Origin of the sequence: Streptomyces bobili (assembly GCF_002154575.1) — a bacterium.
Lineage (GTDB): Bacteria > Actinomycetota > Actinomycetes > Streptomycetales > Streptomycetaceae > Streptomyces > Streptomyces bobili.
The window spans coordinates 45,259-65,675 of sequence record NZ_MUBA01000211.1 but is presented as its reverse complement, the minus strand read 5'-3'; the positions used below and the strand labels follow the sequence as shown (position 1 = coordinate 65,675).

Annotated in this window: 19 protein-coding genes and 2 pseudogenes; 9 read left to right on the top strand and 12 right to left on the bottom strand. The window is 69.4% G+C overall.

Features of this window, described 5'->3' with window-relative positions; genetic code table 11:
• The 5 genes and pseudogenes from BZL64_RS18250 to BZL64_RS18230 all read right to left on the bottom strand — a co-directional run.
• A pseudogene (locus BZL64_RS18250) lies at positions 1 to 905 on the bottom strand (IS200/IS605 family accessory protein TnpB-related protein); the annotation flags it as partial.
• Positions 898 to 1,473, bottom strand: a complete 576-nt coding sequence (locus tag BZL64_RS18245; protein ID WP_086770256.1) for an IS607 family transposase — start codon at positions 1,471 to 1,473, stop codon at positions 898 to 900. The gene BZL64_RS18245 and the pseudogene BZL64_RS18250, both read right to left, overlap by 8 nt.
• A gap of 85 nt (positions 1,474 to 1,558) precedes the next feature.
• Positions 1,559 to 1,855 carry a hypothetical protein gene (locus BZL64_RS18240; protein WP_086770255.1) on the bottom strand — a complete coding sequence of 99 codons (297 nt, stop codon included), beginning with the start codon at positions 1,853 to 1,855 and terminating at the stop codon, positions 1,559 to 1,561.
• Positions 1,852 to 2,256, bottom strand: coding sequence for a hypothetical protein (locus BZL64_RS18235; protein WP_086770254.1), 405 nt, complete (start codon positions 2,254 to 2,256; stop codon positions 1,852 to 1,854). The genes BZL64_RS18240 and BZL64_RS18235 overlap by 4 nt, the downstream gene beginning before the upstream one ends.
• A 144-nt stretch (positions 2,257 to 2,400) precedes the next feature.
• Positions 2,401 to 3,144: a hypothetical protein gene (locus BZL64_RS18230; protein ID WP_086770253.1), complete on the bottom strand. Its 744-nt coding sequence runs from the start codon at positions 3,142 to 3,144 to the stop codon at positions 2,401 to 2,403.
• A 198-nt stretch (positions 3,145 to 3,342) separates the two neighbouring features.
• On the opposite strand from BZL64_RS18230, the gene BZL64_RS18225 reads away from it, so the two are divergent.
• The 3 genes from BZL64_RS18225 to BZL64_RS18215 are packed head-to-tail and all read left to right on the top strand — an operon-like array spanning position 3,343 to position 9,154.
• Positions 3,343 to 5,259: an AAA family ATPase gene (locus BZL64_RS18225; protein ID WP_401712919.1), complete on the top strand. Its 1,917-nt coding sequence runs from the start codon at positions 3,343 to 3,345 to the stop codon at positions 5,257 to 5,259.
• Entirely contained in the window at positions 5,256 to 6,101 is an 846-nt protein-coding gene (locus BZL64_RS18220; protein ID WP_086770251.1) for a hypothetical protein, read from the top strand. The genes BZL64_RS18225 and BZL64_RS18220 overlap by 4 nt, the downstream gene beginning before the upstream one ends.
• Entirely contained in the window at positions 6,098 to 9,154 is a 3,057-nt protein-coding gene (locus tag BZL64_RS18215; RefSeq protein ID WP_086770250.1) for a WD40 repeat domain-containing protein, read from the top strand. The genes BZL64_RS18220 and BZL64_RS18215 overlap by 4 nt, the downstream gene beginning before the upstream one ends.
• Positions 9,155 to 9,222: 68 nt before the next feature.
• On the opposite strand, the gene BZL64_RS18210 is transcribed toward BZL64_RS18215, so the two are convergent.
• A complete protein-coding gene (locus BZL64_RS18210) occupies positions 9,223 to 9,417 on the bottom strand; it encodes a hypothetical protein (protein WP_086770249.1) in 195 nt (64 codons plus the stop codon).
• A gap of 300 nt (positions 9,418 to 9,717) precedes the next feature.
• Positions 9,718 to 10,605 carry an SCO6745 family protein gene (locus tag BZL64_RS18205; RefSeq protein ID WP_086770248.1) on the bottom strand — a complete coding sequence of 296 codons (888 nt, stop codon included), beginning with the start codon at positions 10,603 to 10,605 and terminating at the stop codon, positions 9,718 to 9,720.
• 266 nt (positions 10,606 to 10,871) lie between these two features.
• Here BZL64_RS18205 and BZL64_RS18200 point away from each other — a divergent pair, with 266 nt between their 5' ends.
• Entirely contained in the window at positions 10,872 to 11,312 is a 441-nt protein-coding gene (locus tag BZL64_RS18200; RefSeq protein WP_086770247.1) for a hypothetical protein, read from the top strand.
• 198 nt (positions 11,313 to 11,510) lie between these two features.
• Here the strand turns inward: BZL64_RS18200 and BZL64_RS18195 are convergent, their stop codons facing one another.
• A complete protein-coding gene (locus tag BZL64_RS18195; protein ID WP_086770246.1) occupies positions 11,511 to 12,119 on the bottom strand; it encodes an ABATE domain-containing protein in 609 nt (202 codons plus the stop codon).
• A gap of 93 nt (positions 12,120 to 12,212) precedes the next feature.
• On the opposite strand from BZL64_RS18195, the gene BZL64_RS18190 reads away from it, so the two are divergent.
• Positions 12,213 to 13,001 (top strand): MBL fold metallo-hydrolase, encoded by a 789-nt coding sequence (locus tag BZL64_RS18190; protein WP_086770245.1) that lies wholly within the window; start codon positions 12,213 to 12,215, stop codon positions 12,999 to 13,001.
• Between the two features lie 103 nt (positions 13,002 to 13,104).
• Here the strand turns inward: BZL64_RS18190 and BZL64_RS18185 are convergent, their stop codons facing one another.
• On the bottom strand, positions 13,105 to 14,223 hold the full coding sequence (locus BZL64_RS18185; protein WP_086770244.1) for a fatty acid desaturase family protein: 1,119 nt from the start codon (positions 14,221 to 14,223) through the stop codon (positions 13,105 to 13,107).
• A 7-nt stretch (positions 14,224 to 14,230) separates the two neighbouring features.
• Positions 14,231 to 15,286 carry a ferredoxin reductase gene (locus BZL64_RS18180; RefSeq protein ID WP_086770243.1) on the bottom strand — a complete coding sequence of 352 codons (1,056 nt, stop codon included), beginning with the start codon at positions 15,284 to 15,286 and terminating at the stop codon, positions 14,231 to 14,233.
• Between the two features lie 87 nt (positions 15,287 to 15,373).
• Between BZL64_RS18180 and BZL64_RS18175 the strand changes: the two genes are divergently transcribed.
• Both BZL64_RS18175 and BZL64_RS18170 read left to right on the top strand, forming a co-directional pair.
• On the top strand, positions 15,374 to 16,513 hold the full coding sequence (locus BZL64_RS18175) for a PucR family transcriptional regulator (RefSeq protein ID WP_086770242.1): 1,140 nt from the start codon (positions 15,374 to 15,376) through the stop codon (positions 16,511 to 16,513).
• Positions 16,514 to 16,748: 235 nt separating this feature from the next.
• Positions 16,749 to 17,087, top strand: a complete 339-nt coding sequence (locus BZL64_RS18170; protein ID WP_086770241.1) for a thioredoxin family protein — start codon at positions 16,749 to 16,751, stop codon at positions 17,085 to 17,087.
• An 81-nt stretch (positions 17,088 to 17,168) separates the two neighbouring features.
• On the opposite strand, the gene BZL64_RS18165 is transcribed toward BZL64_RS18170, so the two are convergent.
• Complete coding sequence (locus BZL64_RS18165) at positions 17,169 to 18,074, bottom strand: S41 family peptidase (RefSeq protein ID WP_086770240.1); 906 nt, start codon at positions 18,072 to 18,074, stop codon at positions 17,169 to 17,171.
• Positions 18,075 to 18,131: 57 nt separating this feature from the next.
• Between BZL64_RS18165 and BZL64_RS18160 the strand changes: the two genes are divergently transcribed.
• Positions 18,132 to 18,674 carry an ArsR/SmtB family transcription factor gene (locus BZL64_RS18160; RefSeq protein WP_086770239.1) on the top strand — a complete coding sequence of 181 codons (543 nt, stop codon included), beginning with the start codon at positions 18,132 to 18,134 and terminating at the stop codon, positions 18,672 to 18,674.
• Positions 18,675 to 18,752: 78 nt separating this feature from the next.
• Here BZL64_RS18160 and BZL64_RS18155 read toward each other — a convergent pair whose 3' ends face one another.
• Entirely contained in the window at positions 18,753 to 19,151 is a 399-nt protein-coding gene (locus BZL64_RS18155) for a YunG family protein (RefSeq protein ID WP_086770238.1), read from the bottom strand.
• Between the two features lie 272 nt (positions 19,152 to 19,423).
• Here BZL64_RS18155 and BZL64_RS18150 point away from each other — a divergent pair.
• Positions 19,424 to 19,970, top strand: a pseudogene (locus BZL64_RS18150) (transposase family protein); the annotation flags it as partial.
• Positions 19,971 to 20,417 lie beyond the last annotated feature (447 nt).

Sequence of the window (20,417 nt, the reverse complement as noted above, 5' to 3'; positions counted from 1 at the left end):
GCCGCCTCCAGCGGGAGGGCCGGGGCGGGCGGGATCTGCCAGGACGCGGTCACATACCAGCGGTCCCGGCCCGTGTCGTAGTGGATGCGGTAGGCGATCGCCCGGTCGGCCGCGACCCGGTCCGCCCACTCGGTGCCCCGGTGCGCGAACGCGACCCGGCAGGCCAGGACGTACCGTCCGTGCGGGGCGTTCGCCAGCGATGCCAGCGGTGCGGGCAGCTTGATACTCGCCTCGCCGTCGGGGCTGATACGGATCGTCTCGTTGCCGTAGCGCTTGCCGGATTCTCCGTCGGCCTGGCAGAACCAGCGCTCCGCCTCCCAGCGCCCGCGCCAGTCGGACTGCGTGAGCCGGGCCGCTGCCAGGTGATGCCGGGTGCGGGCCAGACGTTTGCCGCCCCGTACGACGTGCACGGCTCCGGCGTCGCGGTCGGCCCGCGTGGCGGCCAGCCGGTCCTGAAGCACCCGCAGCCGCCGCGCCTTGGCGTGCCACTCCCGCCGCGACCGGTAACCCCCCGGCGTCTTCTTCGTCCCCTTCTGCCCGACCGGCAGCGACAACCGGCCGGCGATGGTGCGGACGCCCGCTTCCAGGCTCTGCATGTGCGCGAGCTGACAGCGCCGGGCCAGCGCCCACTGGTCATGCGACGCCTTGGTGATACTGCCCGCCCAGCGCGACGACGACAGCGGCGTCAGCTCCCGCTTACGCACCGCCCACGCCTCAGCCGAGTGCTCCAGACCATCCCGGCAGCGCGCCCTGAGGTCCCTCGACGCCAGCGACCCCAGATGCGCCCCCACCAGACGCAGCACCTTCTCGTCGTCCGGCGTCAGGTGTCTGAGGCGGGTGCGGATGGCCACACCATGCGGGCCGGACGCGACGAACGACGCCTCGATCGGACGCAGATCAGCCATGTTCGGCTGCCTGAAGCGCCTTATGGGCACGGTTCCTCGCCGACCTGCGCCCGTACAAGCGGGCACAGAAGGAGGTCAGTACCTCCACCATGTCCCGGACCAGATCGTCTTCGGCCTCTCGCTCATCCAGCACGGCGAGGCGGCGCCCAGATGCCTCCAAAGCTGCCTCGACCAGTTCTGTGTTCATCCGGCCAAGCCGGTCCCGGTGCTCCACCACGACCGTGGTCACCTCGGGATCGGCCAGCAGACGCCTGGCCTTGGAACGCGCCCCGTTCATCCCCGAACCAGTCTCGGCCTCCACCCGGACGACACGGTGGCCGGCCCCCGCCGCCCACGCGGACAGCCGGGCGACTTGGCGTTCCAGGTCGGCCTTCTGATCACGGGAAGAGACCCGGGCATACAGACCCACCCCGCCGACAACCTCAGGCGCCGCGTTGACCTCGACGTTCACCAGGATCATGCGCGGGCCGACCCGCTGCGCGGGTACCGGCAAGGTGCCCTCGCGAAACCAGCGATACGCGGTCTGCGGATGCACACCCTGCGCCCTCGCCCACTCCGTCAGCTTCACACCCTCACAACGATGCTCACCCAATCGAAGTTACGCTCACGCAAACAACCCTGGAGACGAACAGTTAACTATCCCCACCCAGGCGCTACCGGAACCGTTCCACAGGCGTGCGCCGGCCGGCTCGGAAGTCGGTCAGGGCAGCACTGATGTCGAGCGCCGAGCCGGAAAAGAGAACCGACCGGTCGGCCGCCACGAGGATCGTGCCACCGCCCCGCGCACGGTGAACGACCGCCACCGCATCGTCCTCGGGCAGCAGCACGTGACCGAGATCGGCGTCCGGTGCGATGCGGCGGTACAGCTCCTCGCCGAACTGCAGGAGGCGCCGCTGCTCCGGATCACCCGGCAGGGCGTCCGCGGCCTTCTCGGGTGGCGACTCCGTCATCCGTCTGCCCTGTCCTCGTCGTGGTTCGCCGACAGTTCCGCGATGAGTTCCGGGTCGCGCATCCCGGGCAGCGAGTATCCCTCGGTCTCGTCCCACGGGACGTCGAGGTCGTCCATGTGTACGTGCCACTCCGCATCCGGCACGGCCCGGCGCAGGTCGGTCACGGAATCCAGCACGTGGGCGATCACCGGCATCAGCCGGCCGGGATCGAGTGGCATCTTGGTGGATCCGGCGACGATCTCCTCCGGCCCGGCCGCGTGCCCGTCGTACACGTACAGGCTTTCCTCGTCGTCGTACGGAAACGACGCCATGTGCGCGGCGACGACGCGCGCGACCGATGCTGATTCGGCCTCGGTCAACGGTGTCGTGCGGCGTGCGCTGTAGTAGAGGGAGACGCTCATGGCCGAAGGGTACGACGGGGGTGTGACATCGCCGGCCGAGCGCCGGGACGGGCGCCGGCCCCCCGCCTGGACCGGTGCCGTCCGGGTGTCCAACTGCCCGTACCCTGCCCGTACCCGCGCGTTCCTGTCCGTACCCGGCCGTGACTACGCCGTCGGTGAGGCACGCCGGCGACGGGTCCGGAGTTCGTCCTCGGCCGCGGCGGACTCGGCGGGCAGTCCTGGCAGGAGGGCGAGGGCGGCATCGAGGAGAGCCGCCGACGCGCGCGGGTCGTCCCGGACCGCCCGCAAGAGCGCGTCGGGATCCATCGTGGCCAGTTGGTGGCGCCAGGTGGGGTGGGCGTGCGACGCCGCGTAGTGGGCGGTGAGGGTCTCGGCGGGGGACAGCTCGGCTCCGCAGCGACGCAGAAACACCGCCAGGCCGTATTGGTTGATCAACTCGCAGATCTCCGCGGCGTCGGCACTGTTGCGGTGGTGCGCGGCGTGGACCTCGTAGACCACGGCGTACACGAGTGCGCGTTCCCGTTCCGTGCGCGGCCCCGGAAACGGCCTGTCCCTCCACAGTGCCTCCACGTCGGCCGGACGGACGCGGGGCCGACCACCGGTGGCGGTGGTGGCGGAGAGGATCGTCAGACGAACGGCGCCGAGTGCGACGGCGTCCTGCGAGAGCGAGCGGGCGTACCGAAGGCCTTCGCTCGCCACCGGCTCGGTCTCCCGGCAGGCCGCCCGCACCTGGGCGACCGTCGGCCCGTCGGTCCACGCGAACGTCCACGCGCGTGCGGAGCCGGACCATTCGGCCTCCACCACCCCGTGCCGATGCGAGGCGAGGCCGAAACGGTCGGTGAGCGTACGGGCCAGTCGGCGAAGGCGCTTCGCGCGGTCGGAAGCCATGAGGCCTCAGTATCCACCAGTCCTCTTCCGGGCATGCTTGACTGGACCGTCGAATCGGCACGACGGGGAGACGAAGCGATGAGCGGGGAGCAGGTTCTGCTCATGGGCGTTGCGCGATTCGCCTCCGCAGCCGTGACACAGGGGGAACCACAACCGGGCCGTACCGTCTGGCGCGAGCTCCCGTTCGTTCCCGTGCTGATGTCCCGCCTCAACCTCGCCTACAAGAGCATCGGTTACGAGGTGCTGGGGGTCGCCGACCCTGATCGCAGAACGGTACTCGTGGAGAGCGACGAGGCCATCATGTCTGCCTCCACGCGGATCGTGCACGTCATCTCGCACGGCAGCGTGGCAGAGGACCTGAACCGCTCGCGGGCGGCCGCGAACCCTGAGCATATTCATATGGTTCCGGCGTGTGGCCAGGTCGGCAACGCCACCAACGTGAGCCACTGGATCAGCACAGCCCACCAGCGGCCCGAACCCACCCTGTTCATCGTCGACTTGTGCCGGGCCGGTCGCGCTGCTCGCCTGTCGGAACTCACCCGCGTCCCTGACAGTGACCGGAACGCGTGGGTGATCGCAGCCACCAGCTCGGACCTGCCGGCCTATGACGGTCGCTTCAGCGAGGCGGTGGCCGAAGTACTTGAACAGATCGCGCTTCACGGCCTGGACACCTCACCCTCGCTGCGCTTCGTGCGCTGGGACCGCGTCACGCGCGCCATTCAGCAGAGCCTGGAGACACTCGGCAGCCCGCAGCGCCTGCACACCACGCCGGTGGACGTGTCCCAAGAGCTGCCGGAGCTGCCCTTCTTCCCCAACCCGCGATGGCGCCACGATGAGCGCCTGGAGAAACTCCACGCCGTCGAGGCACCGGTTCGGGCCTTTGTCGCGGATCTGGGCGCCGAGCACTTCATCGACCGGGTGGGGGACCATTTCGTCGGCCGCCGATCCCAACTGGAGTGGCTGGCCACCTGGTTGGACGACCACAGCACCGGCGGACTGCGGGTGGTGACCGGCGCCCCCGGATCGGGGAAGTCGGCACTGCTGGGTGCCCTGGTGTGTGCAGGACACCAAGCCATCATCGGCGCGGCCCCGGACATCCGAACGTATCTGACAGCACAGAGCCCGGACGGCGTGTGCTCTCCCAACCCGCTGCTGGCCGCCATCCACGCCCGCGGCCGGGATCTGGACGCGATCCTGGCCTCACTGGCCGCCCAGTGGGACCTGCCCGCCGAGTCCTACCAGCCCTGGACCGTCGCCGACCTGCTGGCCGAGATCAGCGCCCTGCCCGAGGTGCCGGCCCTGATCTTCGATGCCCTGGACGAAGCAGAAGACCCCCAGGGGCTGCTGAGATCTCTCCTGCTGCCCCTGGCCAAGGCCGTCCGCCCCGACGGGCAGCCGGCCGTCCGGCTGCTGGTCGGCACCCGCCGGTGGGGATTTCGGCCGTTGCTCGACAGAGCAGGACAGCAGGAAGGTCTCCTGGACCTGGACGATGTCGCCCCTGAGGAGATGCGCGAAGACCTGCGCAGTCACATGCTGCGCAGACTGTCCGCGCTGCCGCGGTACAGCGGCCCCGGACAGAGGGCCGTCCGCACGGTACTCGCCGACACCGTCGCCGAAGCACTCACCCAGAATCCCGACCGCATGCACGAGTGGGGGCCGTTCCTGGTCGCCCGGATCTTCGGCCAGGTACTGGAGGCCCTGCCGCCGGCCACGGACGTGGAGGACGCCGCCGCGCTGGGAGCCTCCGTCCCGAGGAGCCTGCCGGCCGTCCTCGAACTCGACGTCGGCAGCCACCCTGACAGCAGGGCTCTGCGGGCGGTGCTGGCGGCCGTGGCATTCGCCAAGGGCGACGGCTTCCCCACCGAGGCGATCGCCGCCGTCGCCCCCGAGTTCGCCCCCGAACTGCTGACAGAAACAGCCATGCGTGAGCCGGGGGAGGACCGGGACCGCCTGCAGCGCATCCGGGCACTGCTGGATGCCGGCTCCTTCTACCTGCGCACGGGCGTCGAGAGCGACGGCGCCACCTTGTACCGCCTGTTCCACCAAGGCCTCGCCGACCATCTCCAGGACGAGCCTTATCCCATCGACGACACCGCGAGAAGCGAGGACGCATGAAGGTTCTGGGCATTCACGGCATCGGCAACCTGCGTGACGGGAAAGAGCCCGAGATCGCCGTGCAGATGTCCGAACTGTGGGCGCGGTACCTCGCCGAAGGCGGGACAACGGGCAGTGACGTGCGTGTCGCCTACTACGCGGATCTGCTCGCGGACGCAGGCCACCAGGGTGAGGACGGCCGCCTGGAGGATCTCACGGAATCGGAATCACAGTTCCTGGCGGACCTCTTCGGCCAGCAGGAACTTCCCGAACCGGCCGGTGTCGCCCAGGGCTGGCTCACCTTCCTGCTGCGGACCCAACTGCAGGACATCGTCGCATCCAAGGCCTGCTCTCCCGGCGTCATGGAATGGTTCATGGTCCGCCTGGCCAGGGAAGTGTGCCTCTATCTGCAGCCGGCAGCCGCGCGGGAGGCAGTGCAAGAGCGCGTGCGCGAGGCCATCGTCGCCCACCAGCCCGACGTGGTCATCGCTCACTCCCTGGGCAGCGTCATCGCCTACGAGGTCCTCCATGACTGCCGCGACGTACAGGTGCCGCTTCTGATCACTCTGGGATCACCGCTGGCCATGCCCAAGGCGGTCTTCCACCGACTGACACCCAGCCCCGACAACGGGCGAGGCGAAAGACCCCGAGCCGTTCACCGCTGGGCCAATCTCGCCGACCCCGGCGACCTCGTCGCCCTGCCCGTGAAAGGCATCTCACGCCGGTTCGACGGAGTGGAGAGCGACGAGCACTGCTCCGTCCACCAGACGTACCGCTTCCACCACGTCGAGCAGTACCTGAAAACCGACAAGCTGGCCCGCCTCCTGGCCGGTGTGCCCACCGGCGACGAGCAGCCGGCGTGACCACCCCACCCGCCGGCTCCGAGAGTGTCGACGACGATTCCGGCGCTGCACAGGAACCACAGGCCGCAGACCATGCTGCCGCACGCACCGCCACCCGTGGCCGGACAGCCCGGCGGGTCCTCGACCTGCTGACCGCGCAGGCACGGGACGGAGACACCGTGCGCTGGGACAAGGCAACGCCGTACCTGCTGCGCCACGCCGCCGAACACGCCGCCGACGCCGGAAGCCTGCCCGCGCTTCTCGACGACCTCGAATTCCTCGTCCACGGTGACCCACGCGGCATTCTGGCCACAGCGGGCGGGACAGAGCACCGCACGTCACTCACCATCTACCGCACGTCTCTGCCACGGCACATCACCGCCTCAGCCCCTGAGCGCCGCCACATCCTGGCCGTGGACGCCGTACGTCACCAGCGGCCGGACCTCAGCAACCAGCTGTACGAGCCACCGGGCGAGGGCGCCGTCCCCTGGCGCTGCGTCTGGTCCACCGCCGCCAACATCTCACCGGCGCTGCGGGCCTCCCTGAGTGGGCACCGCCGACCTGTCCACCACCTGACCGTCGGCACGGTGGACGACGAACCCGTCGCCGCCACCGCAGGCCATGACGAGTCGGTCCGCCTCTTCCACGCGGCCACGGGCACGCTCCTGCACGCGTGGGGCGGTCACACAGGCGGCGTCACCGCCCTCGCCTTCCACAACAGACCCGAACACGTCGACGTGATCACCGCAGACACGGTCGGGAGACTGCGCCGGTGGGACACGCACACGGGCCGCCTCCGGGCCGTCATCGACGCCCACCACGGTCCCGTCACAGGCCTTCAGGCAGTGAGTCACGGAGATCGTCTGTGTGCGCTGAGCACCGGCCAGGACGGAACCGTCCGCTGGACAGACTTCGACCAGCACCGAACCCGGTGCCTGTTCACCTCACCCCAGGGTGCCCTGCCCGGACTCCTGGCGGTCTCCGGCCATCCCGAACCGTCCGTCGGGCTCGTCGCCATCGGCTGCCACCCTGCCGAACCGGGGTATGCGGTAGCCATCGACCTGCCGGACGGCCACGTCCGCTACCGACTGCCTTTCACCACCAACCTGACAGCCCTGGACTGTCTCGACACAGTCGACCCACCCACCGCCGTGGCGACCGCGGCCGACGGAACCGGGCGAGTCTGGGACGCCACGAACGGCGAGGTGTTCGACGATCTCAACGGCAACGGGCGCCCAGGAGACCTAGAGGTCCTCCACCTGATGTCCGTGGACAGGCCGGGCGGCGCTCACCCTCTGGCCGTCACCGGCGGAAGCGACGGCTCGGTCCGAATCTGGGATGTGGACACCGCTCGGCAACTTCACCGCATGGACGGACACCACGCAGGCGTCCTGGCTCTCGGCACGGTCCACGATCCACACCTGGAGCAGCGAGGCGCGGACTCGGAACTGGGCGAGAACATCCTCGACCAGAACGACCTGCGACTGCTCACCAGGGCCGCCGCGGATCACCGCGGATTCCAACGACGCAACGCTCTGGCCGGGCTGGTCGTGCTGTCCGCGTCCGCCGACGAGACCGTACGCAGCTGGCATGCCCTGGACGGCAAGGAGATTCGCACCTACACCGGCCACACCGGGCCCGTGCGCCGCGTGGCAGCGTTCGAACCGGCGGCAGACCCCGATCAGCTGTGGGCCGTCAGCTGCAGTGACGACGCCACCGGACGAGTCTGGGACTTGGCCGACCGCACCGGGCACATCACCGGCGCCGCCCACCCCGGACGCATCGACACACTGGCCACCGCCACCCTGCACGGTCAGACTCTGACCGTCACCACCTGCCGTGACCACCGGCTCAGGGTCCTGAACACGCGCACCGGCCGCCTGCTCAGCGCCCGCATCACCGGTGACAGCCCGGTGCGGGCGGTCACCCTGGGAGCCACCCGGCAGGGGCCCGTATGCGCCACCGCCAGCCCTGACAAGGGACTCGTGGTCCGCCTGGTCGAAACCGGCGCCGTTCTGTGGCAGCGCGAGACGGACGTGCCTGTCGTCGCGATGCACGTAGGAGGGTCGATGCGGCAGCCCGTGCTGCTCTCACTCGACGACAACGGTCACACCCGCATGTGGGAGCTTGCCACCGGACGGCTCCGCACTGGTGCCCTCGGCCGACAGGAAGAAGTGACGGCCATCGCCGCAGGCCGTATCCGCGACACTCCCGTAGCCGTCACAGGTCATCCGACCGGCGAAATCCTCCTGTGGAACCTGCCGTCCGGCACCCTCCGCCGTACCCTGTGCCCGGCACGCTCCTCGGCGCCCGGTGTCCGGGCCGTGTCCTTCGCTGCCGGCCCCTCCGGCCCTCGAGTCGCGTCACAGCACAGGGGCCTCAACCACCACAGCATCCGTGTCACCGACGCTGACACCGGCCGCGTCCGCAGCCTCGTCCACCTGGATGCGGACGATCAACAAGCCCCCACCGCGACCGTGTTCGGACTCGGCAGCGTGCAGGAATCCGCTGTCGTCGCAGTCGGCGGTCCCGGCAACGCGGTGTACGTGTGGGATGCCGACACCGGCGACAGCCACACCGCGCTGTGGCTCCCCGACACCGTTCATGAGCTTGCCTTCGACGACAACCTGCTCACCGTCGCGTACGGCCGCGAGCTGGCCGTCTTCGCTCCTGCGGCACTTCGCGACGTCCTCGGCGAGGAGGACGCAACGGGCAGTGCGCAGAAACAGAGCAGGCCTCCCAGCCGCCGTAGCCCCAGCAAGTCTCTGCTCCAAATGACCCTCCTGACCCTTCTGCTGGAATGGGAAGGCCATAACGTCACCTCCCTTACGGCACTGCTCTGCCGTCACGTTCCCACGAGGGCTGTGAGAGCAGCAGTCCGTACGCTGATCCGAGACGGCATGATCCTTCCCACGACTCGGGACGCGCTCGGGTATGCCTTGGAACCCAAAGGCCGGGCTCTCGCACGGCCTGCCCGGCCACCGAAGACCGTCACCGGGAATACGCCTCCGCTGAAACTGCGCGAATGGCACGGCAGGCCCTGCGGCTTTTGCACCCACCGCAGAATTCGTTGATCACCCGGCGGCCCGGACGCAGGAAGGCGTCGTCCGGACGACCGGGGTCCAAGGGATCGAACCGGGCGTCAGGGCGCCGGCAGCGAGATCTCGAACGGCTTGACCTGCGGGGCCGATTCGGTGCCGTCGGCGGCCACGGCGGTAACCACATAGTAGTAGTACCCCCGCGCCAGACCGGGGTCCGTGTAGGTCAGTGCCGTCACGCCCGAAGCGATGCGGCGCTCAAGGGTGAAGACGTCCGAGCCGGACGTGGACCGGTACACGTCACAGCCGCGCCCCGCTCCCAGGCGTATTCCGCTGCACGCCCAGGAACATTCGTGGCCCGCATGGCGACCGGCTCGCTGGGGCGGGCGGTGAGGGAGTTGGTCTGTGCCGGGCGGCTACCGGGACCCGTGCGGTTCAGAGGCGCCTGCGATGCCGTTGTCGAAGTTCGTCCAGCCGTGCGCGGGCCGCTTCATGCTGCCTCGTCGGCGAACTCCACGTCCTCGACTGACGCCGAAAGCCCAGACAGCCTCATCCAGGAAGGCGGGACCGTGCACCGAGCAGCAACCTTGCTCTTGCGGTCACGCGTCCTCTTCGCCGAGGCGGTCGACTGCCCAGGGAAGGAGTTCCTTGGCCACCGCGAGACTGAACGGTCGTGCCAGCGCACGGAGTTCGGCACAGGCGGCAGGACCGAGCGTGCGGTAGGGGAGGGCGGACAGCCTGTCGGTGGTGTGCTCGATCTCTGCCCTTCGCCGCGCGCCATCCTCCGTCAGGGCCAGTTGGGGTCCTTCGTCGAGCCATCCACGCTCACGCAGGTTCTGCACGGCCTGTCCCCACTGCTCCGGCGTCCACGCACGCGAGTTGCGCAGCACCCCCGCGTCGATGTCGCCTGTGGCGGCATGCGTGACGAGAGCCTCGATCCCGCTCAGTCCGGCAGTCAGCAGTGCTGCCACGTGAGCGTCGCCACGGAACTCCCGCAGCAGTGTCTGTGCGTGCCAGAGGACGAGGTGAGGTGCGCTGGGCCACGGAAGTGCGGCGTGCGCGGCGAACAGGGGGCGGCCCTGCGGATGAGGCAGGGTCACTTCAGCGGCGCTGCGGGCCAGTTCCGCCGCGCGGGCCAACGCCGGTGAGGAGACGTCCGCACCGAGGATGCGGCGGAGCGTGGTATCGATCCCGGTGAGCCGGGCGGCGGCGAACCGCTGCGGCGTGGCGGCTTCCCATGCCGCGGGTATGGCTCGGCGCACCACCTGGGGATTGAAGTTGTAGAACGTGGCGATGACCAGATCCGCCGGAGCGGCGCCGAGCGCGGCGGAGCGGGAGGCGAAGTATCCCGTCCTGGCGTCCACGCCCAAGTCGGCGTAGTGGCTTGCGGCTTCGGGGGAGAAGTAGACAGCCCCGTGGTAGGGCTCGAGAACCTTCCATGTCCTGCGCGCGAGGGCCAGGCTGTCGCGGTCCGTGTTCTGCGTCATGAGCGGCTCTCCGTGCTGTGGGGGATGAGACGTCACTGTTCATCGAGCACACGGCGGTGCGCGAGGGACCTCCCACTCGTACCGTCTGGTCGGTACGCTATCGGAGCGCAGCTCCGGCGACTACTGGTCTGCAACCACCTGTCGCCGGAGCAGCCGGGGTCGGCGGACGGCCGCTCTTCCGTCAGGAGATGTGCATGGACCACAACTCACCTGGTTGCCGAGACCCTGGTGCGCGGGGCGGCGGCTGGGCAGGCTAGTTTGCTCGGGTGAGTCTCCTTGATGATGTGGCTGAGCGCGACGGCTGGCGATGCTGGGTGTGCGACGGACCTGTCGACCCCGACAAGTCGGTGAACGACCCGCAGGGGCCCAGCGTCGACAGCCGGACCGCCGACCGGAAGGCCAAGGTCGCCGAGCGGCTCGCGCACCGCGGGTGCAACACCCGCAAGGGCGCGGTCAAGGTGGTCATCGGTTGGCCGGACCGCCTGTACGTAGTCGAACCCGCGCCGCTGATCACCGTGGCCGCCAGGCTGGAGCGCAAGGGGGGCCGCGAGATGGTCGGCCGTTGTCCGACCAGGCAGGACGCCGAAGCAGCGGCGGATTGGCTGGTGGACAGGTTCTCCCGACTGGTACCGGGGCTGCCGGTGACCGCCGACATCGAGGCGGGCGGCGGCCAGTTCCTCGTCATCCTGACCACCGGCCGCCGCTGACCAGGGATCACCGGCGCATACTCGCGTCGAGGTGAACCGTCGGCCAAGTCGACCTGTCCTGGCGCGAGTTGACCCGCGAGGCGTGTAGCGGGCTGCGGTCGTGACCGGCGGGGCGGCCGGGCCGGTTTCGCCGCCTCGCCGCCTCGTCGAACGGTTCGGTGAAGAGTCGCACCTGAGAGGGCTCCGGGTGGTACGCCGTCAGTCCGAGGCGCTGCTGCGCCGGGCGTAGGCGCGGGCGGCGCGGGCGCGGTCGCCGCAGCGGGTGGAGCACCAGTGCCGGCGGCCGTGGGTGCGCAGAAGGAACCGGTCGCAGGGCGCGGAGCCGCAGGCGGCGAGGATGCCGGCGTCGGGACCGGTGAGCAGGTCGGCGGCGTCGGCGGCGAGGGTCGCCAGGGCGTGGTTGACGGCCCGGTCGGTGGGGTGTGCCTGGACGCGGCGCGGCCCGCGGGCCCCGTCCCAGGCGAGGAGGGGTGCGGTGGGCACGGCCGTGAGCGCCTCGTTCACCGCGTGCAGGGATTCCTCGGGCGGGGTGGTCGCGTCGACGCGGGCGGCGAACAGGGCGCGGACGTGGCCGCGCAGCGTGCGCATCCGTAGTGCGCACACCTCGTACAGCTTTACGTCCGGCGTGGTCAGGTCATGGGCAGCGAGCCAGCGCATGGCGGATTCCGGGGTGGCAAGCAGGTCGTAGCTCTGGCCGGCGGGCAGGATCGCGGCGGTGTCGGCGAAGTCCAGGCAGGGGTAGCGGTCGGCGCCCGGAGCTGGGGGCAGAGCGGTCTGCGATGTCTCGGTGGCCAGGGTGTCGCCCATACCTGTCATGGTAGCGCTTGCAATTTTCCGTGATACCCGCCTAGCCTGTGCTCACGTTAAATACTGATGTTTTTCGTGAGAAGCGGAGATGCGATGTCCCAGCTCAACGCCGACCAGTTCCCGGTCCGTACGTTCGGTGGCCCTACCGCTCTGTTCGAGTACGGCGGTCTGCGCTTCCTGACCGATCCGACCTTCGACGGCCCTGGCGACTACCCCTCGGCCGGCCCGACCCTGAGCAAGACCGCCCCTTCCACCGCCACCCCCGCCGACCTCGGCTCCCTCGACGTGGTCCTGCTCTCCCATGACGAGCACGCCGACAATCTCGACACGTCCGGCCGGGCCCTGCTGGCCGACGTCCCTCTCACCCTGACCACCCCCGGCGGCGCCGAACGCCTCGGAGGGACGGCCAAGGGCTTGGCGGACTGGGAGACGGTCGAGCTGGAGCGCCCCGGCGGCGGCACCGTCACCGTCACCGGTGTTCCCGCCATCCACGGTCCCGGTCCGCGCGAGGAGGTCGAGCCCTTCACCGGCCAGGTCGTCGGCTTCGTCCTGACCGGTGAGAACCTGCCGACGGTCTACGTCAGCGGCGACAACGCCTCTCTCGACGCGGTCAAGGAGATCGCCGAACGCTTCGCCCCGGTGGACACCACCGTCCTGTTCGCCGGCGCCCCCCGCTTCCCCATGCTCTTCGACGGAAGCCCGCTCGTCCTGGCCAGCGCACAGGCAGCCGAGGCCACCCGGATCCTTGGCGCCCGCCGTGTCGTCCCGGTCCACCACGACAGCTGGGCCCACTTCACCGAAGGCCGCGACGAGCTGGAGGCCGCCTTCACGGCCGCCGGCCTGGCCGACCGCCTCGACCAGGACTGGGCGCGGCACGCCTGAGTCGGCACCGCCACGCAGAAACCTCGCCCGCCGTCCGCGACGGATCTCACCGAACCCGGCGGTGCCGCCGGGACGGGCGAAGGATCTGAACCAACGCGGGCAATCAGGCCGCGAGGAGTTCCTGCTCGCGGCCCGGCGTTTTGACCGCGGGCTTCTTGTTGGGAAGCGAGAGCCGGAAGACCTTGTGCCACGCGGAGAAGACCTGCTTGGGCAGCGGCCCTGTGACGTACTCCAGCTCGTACTTCTCGAACAGGGCGCGCACCTTCACCGCTACCTCGGCGTACCGGTTGCTCGGCAGGTCCGGGAACAGGTGGTGCTCGATCTGGTGCGACAGGTTGCCGGTCATGAAGTGCATGGCCTTGCTGCCGCTGATGTTCGCCGAGCCCATCATCTGGCGCAGGTACCACTGACCGCGCGTCTCGCCCTTGATCGACCGGCGCTCGAAGACCTGCACGCCCTCGGGGAAGTGCCCGCACATGATCACCGAGTGGGTCCAGACGTTGCGGACCAGGTTCGCGGTGAACGTGGCGGCGAGCGTGGGGAGGAACGACGGGCCCGACAGCAGCGGGTGGATCACGTAGTCCTTGAGCACCTGCTTGCGGATCTTGCGGCCCACGGCCTTGGCCCGCGCGCGGAACTCCGGGTTCTTGCGGCGGCGCTTGCTCAGGTTCTTGCCCAGCTCCAGGTCGTACGCCGCGATGCCGTACTCGAAGAAGCAGGCGTTGAGGAAGTTCCACAGCGGCTGGCCGAGGTGGAACGGGTGCCACCTCTGGTCCTCGTCGACGCGCATGATGCCGTAGCCGAGGTCGTTGTCCTTGCCGATGACGTTGGTGTACGTGTGGTGCAGCTCGTTGTGCGAGTGCTTCCACTGCTCGGACGGCGAGACGTGGTCCCACTCCCAGGTGGTGGAGTGGATCTTCGGGTCCCGCATCCAGTCCCACTGGCCGTGCAGGATGTTGTGGCCGATCTCCATGTTGTCCATGATCTTCGCCACGGACAGCCCGGCGGTGCCGAGCAGCCACGCGGGCGGGAAGATCGAGAACAGCAGCACACCCCTGCTGACCAGCTCGAGCTTGCGCTGCGCCGAGATGACCTTACGGATGTAGGCGGCGTCTTTCTCGCCGCGGTCGGCGATCACCTCGTCGCGGATCGCGTCCAGCTCGCGGCCCAGCTCCTCGATCTGCTCCGCGGTCAGGTGGGCGGTGGGGTCGATGGCGGTCAAGGTGCTCCTACCGTTCGATGTCGCAGGGGCCCGCCGCGGCGGACACACAGGTCTGGATGAGGACGCCCGGCTCGGCCTCGGTGATCTCGCCGGTGCGCAGGTCGCGGACGGCGCCCGCCTTGAGCGGCGTGACGCAGCCGAAGCAGATGCCCATGCGGCACCCGGAGGGCATGAGCACGCCGGCCTCCTCGCCGACGTCCAGCAACGGCGTGGCGCCGTCCGCGTCGACGGTCTTGCCGGTCGCGCTGAACGTGACCTCGCCGCCGTCACCGGTGACCACGATGCCGGCGCGGAAGCGTTCGGTGTGCAGGCGCTCCTGGACGCCGTACTCGGTCCAGTGCTCTTCGGCGGCGTCGAGCAGGCCCGTGGGCCCGCAGGCCCAGGTCTCGCGCTCGGCCCAGTCGGGCACGAGCTCGTCGAGACGGGCGATGTCGAGCTTGCCGTCCGTGTCGGTGTGTACCTCGGTGAGCCGCAGTTTCCTGTCCGCGACCAGGTCGTGCAGTTCGCTGCGGAAGATCACGTCTTGTGGCCGTGGCGCGCAGTGGACCATGACGACGTCGTCGAACTCGGTGTCGCGCAGCATGCCCATCACCGGCGTGATGCCGCTGCCGGCCGTCAGGTAGAGCACCTTGGCGGGCTTGGCCGGCGGCAGTACGAAGTCACCGGTCGGCTGGTCGAGCTGGATCAGCGTGCCCGGTTTCGCCCTGCGGACCAGGTGGTTGCTGACCTTGCCGTCCGGGATCGCCTTCACGGTGATCGTGACGCGGCCGTCCTGGCGGTCTGTCGGCGAGGTGATGGAGTAGGCGCGCCACAGGCGCACCCCGTCGACGTCGACCCCGATCCGCACGTACTGACCGGCTGTGTGGCCGCGCCAGCCCCGTCCCGGCCTGATCACGATGGTCGCGGCGTCACCCGTCTCGGGGTGCACGGCCTCGATACGCCCCCGCAGGTCAGCGCCCGAACGCAGCGGGCTGACCAGGTCGAGGTAGTCCGACGGCAGCAGCGGCGTCGTGACCATCTCCAGCAGTTTCCACGCCCTGCTGCGGAGGGCTGTACTCGTCATGGGGCCAGCTTGCTGCGCCTCAGGGCGTAAAGTCCTGTCCGCAGGACGTAAATCTGGTCGGCTGAATTGTTCGCAGGGAACAGAAACGTGAGCCATGCAATCCGGAGGGCCAGCGAACTGGCCCTGGACGAGACGACGGTCACCGCACTTCGGGCCGAGCTGAAGACCACCGCCGACGAGGTCGTCGAGGCGATCATCGACGAGGTCCCTCCCTACGCCAACGCCCTTTCGGGCCGCATGGGCGGCACCATACGCAGAGCCGTCCGCACCGCCCTGGGGCACTACCTGGACCTCGCGAGCGGGCACGCCACAGGCGGCGACGCCGGTGACGCGGCGTACGAGCTGGGCCGCGGCGAGGTGCGCGACGGCCGTTCGATGGACGCCCTGCTCAGCGCCTACCGCGTCGGCGCCCGCGTGGCCTGGCGATGCCTGGCAGCGGGTGCCGTACCCGCGGGTCTGCCCGCCGCCGAGGTCGCCAAGTTCGCCGAGCTGACCTTCGCCTACATCGACGAGCTCTCCGCCGCGAGCGCCGCGGGCCACGCCGACGAACTGGCCGCCCGGGGCAGGGCCCACGAACGCCACCTGGAACACCTGGCCCGCGACCTCCTCGCCGGCGCGAGCCCGGAGGTGCTGCTGGCCTCTGCTCAACGGGCCGGGTGGCAGCCTTCGGTTTCGCTCACCGCGGTCCTGCTGCCCGCCGCCCAGGCCCGGCCCGCCTACCGCACGCTCGACCCGAGCACCCTCGTCCTCGACGATCTGCCGGACGCCACCGGTGCGCTGCTCGTCCCCGATGCCGACCGCTCACATCTCTTGCGGCAGCTGACCGACCGCACCGCCGTGGTCGGCCCGGCCCGGCCATGGACTCGTGCGTCCGCCTCGTACGCGCGAGCCGTGCGCGCGCGCTCCCTCTCCTCCGATATCCGCGACACCGAGGACCACCTGCCCGAGCTGGTGCTGAGCGCCGACGCGGACGCGTTCGCAGACCTGCGGGCACGGGCCCTCGCACCGTTGTGGACCTTGCCCGTCGCGACCGCACGGCGGCTGGAGGAGACGTTGCGGGCGTGGCTGCTGCACCAGGGCAGGCGGGACGAGGTGGCGGCGGAGTTGTTCGTCCATCCCCAGACCGTCAGGTACCGGATGACGCAGCTGCGGGAGCTGTTTCCGGATCTCGCATCGCCACAACGGGTCCTTGAACTGACGCTGGCGGTCGGTCTTCGGGGCAGCTGACGCGTACTTCGACCGTCCACGACCGCGTCCCGAACGGTCCAGGAATCGAGCCGTATCCGCCACCGTGCTTCGCCGAGACAGCGCCGCCGACGGGCTTCCCGAGGCCGCATGCCTCGTTGTGCCTCGTTCTCGGCGACCTTCCGACAGGTCGGCCGGGCGACCGACCGGCCCGGCCTGGCACACCGCGCGAGGGATGATGGGGATGGAATGACGGAACGTGAGCTCAGGAGCTTCCATGACAAAGCGGGTTCACCGCCCCCGTGAGGACGCGGAGTTCGATTTCATCGTCGGGATGAGCGGAGTTCCGGTCCTCGCCTACTTCACCGGGACATGGCCCAAGGCGATCGAGCCCTGCCGGGAGATGGACCTCGTCGTGAGTGACATCGCCGACGCCTACACGGGCCGCCTGACGGCAGTCCGCACCGACATCACGCGTTGCCCGGCCGCCACGGAGCGATACGGGATCACCGGAGCCCCGTCCTACGTCCTGCTGAAGGAGGGAGAGGCGGTGGCGCACGGCACGGGGCCTATGACCTTCGCCGAGGTACGGAAGTTTCTGGACGGCCACGTCTGAGCGGCCGCCGCGGCAGCTGGCCGCGACGCCCGTCACGTCTCGTCACGTCCATGGGAGCTGCGCCGCGATGAGCTGGACCGGTCAGGCTGCCAGTCGGGCGAGGGCCAGGGCGTGAGCGTGGCCGAGGGCGTCGGCGGCGGCGCAGGGGATGTCCGGCTGCACACCGGTGCCTTCCCAGTTCGTGCCGGAGACGGGGTTGATGGCGCGGCCGACGGGGACGGTGGCTTCCAGGTGTGGGTGCAGGGTCCAGCCCTGGCAGGGGTGTGCGCCGCCGCGGGTGGGTTCGCCGACGACTACGGCGCGGCCGAGCTGCTGGAGGTCGTACGCCAGCTCCTCAGCGGCAGAGAAGGTGCTGTCGCTGGACAGTACATACAACGGCTTGCTGCCGCCGAAGCGAGCGCCGGGAACGTACGGCAGGCTCCAGGACTGCTCGCTGCGCTCGCCGTCGCGCCAGTGCATGGTGTTGAGGTGGGTGCGCTCGTCGAGCAGGTAGCTGCAGACGAAGGCGACCGTGTCCGGGTCGCCGCCCCGGTTGGCACGCAGGTCCACGATCAGCGCCTGGGCGCGGGAGGCCAGGGTGAGTGCGGCGCTCAGCGGTTCGGCGGCCCACTCCAGCGGAAACAGCATCGGTGCCAGCTCCACCAGGGCGACCCCTCCGTCGAGCAACTGCACCCGTGGCGCGCCGCCCAGCGAGGTGTCGAAGTCCCGGCGCATGGCGTCGCGGGTGGCCGCCCCCCGTTTCGTGGAGACCGGGGCGGCGTGGTGTTTGAGTCTCAGGTGCCGGTCGCCGTTGACGGACTGCAGGTCCGTGGTGACCAGACGGGCGAGCTCCTCGGTGTCGTCGACGTCGTAGGCGCCCTCGGTGAGGCGTCGTTGCAGCAGGCCGGTGAGCTGCTCGGCTATCTCGGGGAAGACGTAGTGCTCGGTCAGGAGTCGGGCTGTCTCGTCGATGACAGGGGTCGGCGCAAGCTTCGTCGGAGTCGTCATGGCAGGGAGTGAAGCACTGCCCTTGCGAAAGCGTCAAAGTATTTGGACACTTTCAGCATGCGTGATCAGCCTTCCTATCTGCCCCCGCCTGAGGACGTCCTGGAGATCGGTGCGCCTGAGCAGTTCGCGGCGCTCTCTCACCCCTTGCGTCAGCGGTTGCTCTTCGCCCTGGGCCACCGGCGTGCCACCACCAGCCAGCTCGCGGCGCAACTCGACGCGAAGAAGGGCAACGTGGCCCACCACCTCAAAGTGCTCCGCGAAGCCGGGCTGGTCCACATCGCCGAGACCCGGCAGGTCCGCGGCGGTACCGAGCAGTACTACCAGCGCACGGCCCGCCAGATGGTTGTCGCCGAACCCCGGGCGGCAGGCACCGCCGCGATGCTCACCGCGGTCGCCCAGGAACTGGACCGCTCTCCCGCCGAGACCCACCTGACACTGCGCCATCTGCGGCTCAGTCCCGCGAAGGCGAGAGAACTCGGCGAGGCCCTCGCTCAACTGGTCGATGAGGCCGAGGAGGATGCAGAGGACCAACCCGTGCACGGCGTGTTGGTGGCGCTCTATCAGCAGGCCCTGCCGACCAGCACCAATGGTTCCGCCTAGCGGCACCACCGCGAACTACGGTGACGGAGAGGAGCAGTTGCGCACCGACACTACGGCGGGCAGGCCCTGACCTCCAGGTCAGAGGGCGGGCTCCGGCAGGTGACCGAGATGCTTGATCACGCGCTCGCGCAAGAGCAGGTACTCGTCCCAACGGCGCAGCGGACCGGGCGGGCGTTCGACGACGCGGGCTGCGGTCACAGCCTGCCCGCGTTGGAACTGCTCGTGGGTCAAGTCGAGCTCGACGCCGCTGGGCAGGCGGTTCCACCAGTGAAAGCCACGCTGATTCCCGTCAAGGTGCACCTCACCGACCATGAGGTCGCCGCCGAAAATGTCGTTGACGATCAAAGCTGTGATGTCGCAGTGGCCCCAGGCAGGGTTGTCGGGGTACCACTCGGCCTGATCGTCGGGTGAGCAGGTGTCGGCGGCCCAGCTGGCCCGCAGGGCCTTGTCCAGGACAAGCAGGTTCCAAGGAGTCATGGAGGCAGCATGGCAGCCACCGCTGACATCGCCCGCTGAGCCTTTGTCCGGGTCCGAGACCGGCGAGCCCCTCCGTGAGCACTCAAGGGTGTGAAGCGCGCCATGCGTCTCATCTGGAACGCAACACGCTCGACGAACCGTTGCGAACCGAGCAACGGGGGATCAGCCTGCTCGATCGCCACACGAGCAGACCCCGCACACGGACCTTGCGGACACAAGCCGTCTCCTCGTGACCGACGCCGTCATGAAGGGGCCTGCCGCCCTGCACCGCCGCGGTGATCAGCCTGCTGGCGGAACATGCACCGGGCCTGCTCAAGGTGCTGCGTGAGACCGATCCGGACTACGTTCTGCTCGACGGCACGCTCGCTGAGTGCGACCGGGTAGGCGACGGCCGGGCCGACTTCTCCGCCAAGCACCGCCGACAGACATGGCGCGAACGTGCAGTTGGTGACCACCGATCCGGATGGCCGGCTGCTGTGGATCTCACCCTCACTGCCCGGCCGCACGACCTGACCGCGGCCCGCACACCGGGTGATCCGGATCATCCGGACCTGCGAACGCCCAGGCATCCCGGTCCTCGCCGACCGCGCCTACACGGAAGCCGGCCCATGGGTGACGACGCCCCTCAGACGCCCGCTCGGCCGCGGCCTCACGCCCACCCGGCAGACCGTCAACCGCGCGCTGTCCGCCGCACGGGCACCGGTTGAGCGCGGCGTCGCACGACTGAAGTCCTGGCGGATCATCCGCAGGGCGCGCTGCAGCCCGAATCGAATGTCGTCAATCGCCGCGGCAGTCCTCACCCTGGAGCGGCTCCGCTGAAAACGCTCAATCAGTCCCTGATCGTTTGCCTGTGCGGCCACCGGTTCGGCGGGTCCTAGCGATCGCGTCTCGGCATATGGACGACGCGCGGAGGTGCCGACCTGCCGCTCAGTGAACGGATCGCGCCAGATCGTCCCCGAAACGGAGGATCGAACAACATTCGAGGTGTCGAAAAATTTCGAAATGTTTAATCGCTACGAGCCCCAGCGCTGGAAGCTGACGGCGCAGTTTTCCTCGCATGAGACCGTGGTAGGTGAAACTTTCTGGAATGGTAAAGGTTTCGCAAGGTTGGGATCCGGTCGCATGGCGAGAAATCGAAGCGCTTCAACAGGTCTATTGACTTTCACGCTTGGGATTTGTGATCGTGAGGCGTCACTACTCGTACTGGCAACCAAGAAGGGCTGACCGGCAATGATGCGTGAACGAGCGATGGTCCCGGCGTCCAGT